Source organism: Ruegeria sp. AL12, from assembly GCF_056540885.1.
The window spans coordinates 1-568 of sequence record NZ_JBQFXN010000184.1 but is presented as its reverse complement, the minus strand read 5'-3'; the positions used below and the strand labels follow the sequence as shown (position 1 = coordinate 568).

Sequence of the window (568 nt, the reverse complement as noted above, 5' to 3'; positions counted from 1 at the left end):
GGCCGAATAGACCATGCGCTGCTGCGGAACCGGCACGCCAAGATCGTTCAGCAGATTATGGGTGTCTTCCTTGTCACAGGATATCTCGACCGAGATATGCTTGGTCTCGGACGTAATTGTCGCCTGAATGCGTTTCTGAAACTTGCCGTGTCCAAATTGCACAAGCGAGCCGGAATTCAGCCTGATCCACGGAATGTCGCGTTCCTGCGCCGCCTTGACCAGCGATCCGGTCGATGGGCCAAATTCCTTGCGTTGCGCCCGCAGCACAAAGCTGCGCAGTTCTTCATCCCAGTTGAAGTCCGGGTCGAATTCGTAATCCACCTGATCTTTCAGGGATTGCGGCAGCAGGTGCATCAGTAACCGCATCGCCAGATTGCCCGCATCCAGACCGACGTCGCGCTGGCGGTATTCATAGACCATATTGTACTGGCCCGGCTCACCTGTGCCGCGCGTACGTCCAAAGGTCACGTCGGACCCGGCCACGTTCTGAACTTCGTTGGCGCAATGTTCCAGCACATGTCCCAGCCAGGTGCCTTCATCCTCGCGCAGGCGGCGGATAAAGCCGCCG

Annotated in this window: 1 protein-coding gene; it reads right to left on the bottom strand. The window is 57.9% G+C overall.

Annotated elements, in window-relative coordinates:
* On the bottom strand, positions 1-568 hold a 568-nt coding region (locus ACR0C6_RS22115; RefSeq protein ID WP_480621341.1), incomplete at both ends, for a cyanophycin synthetase family protein.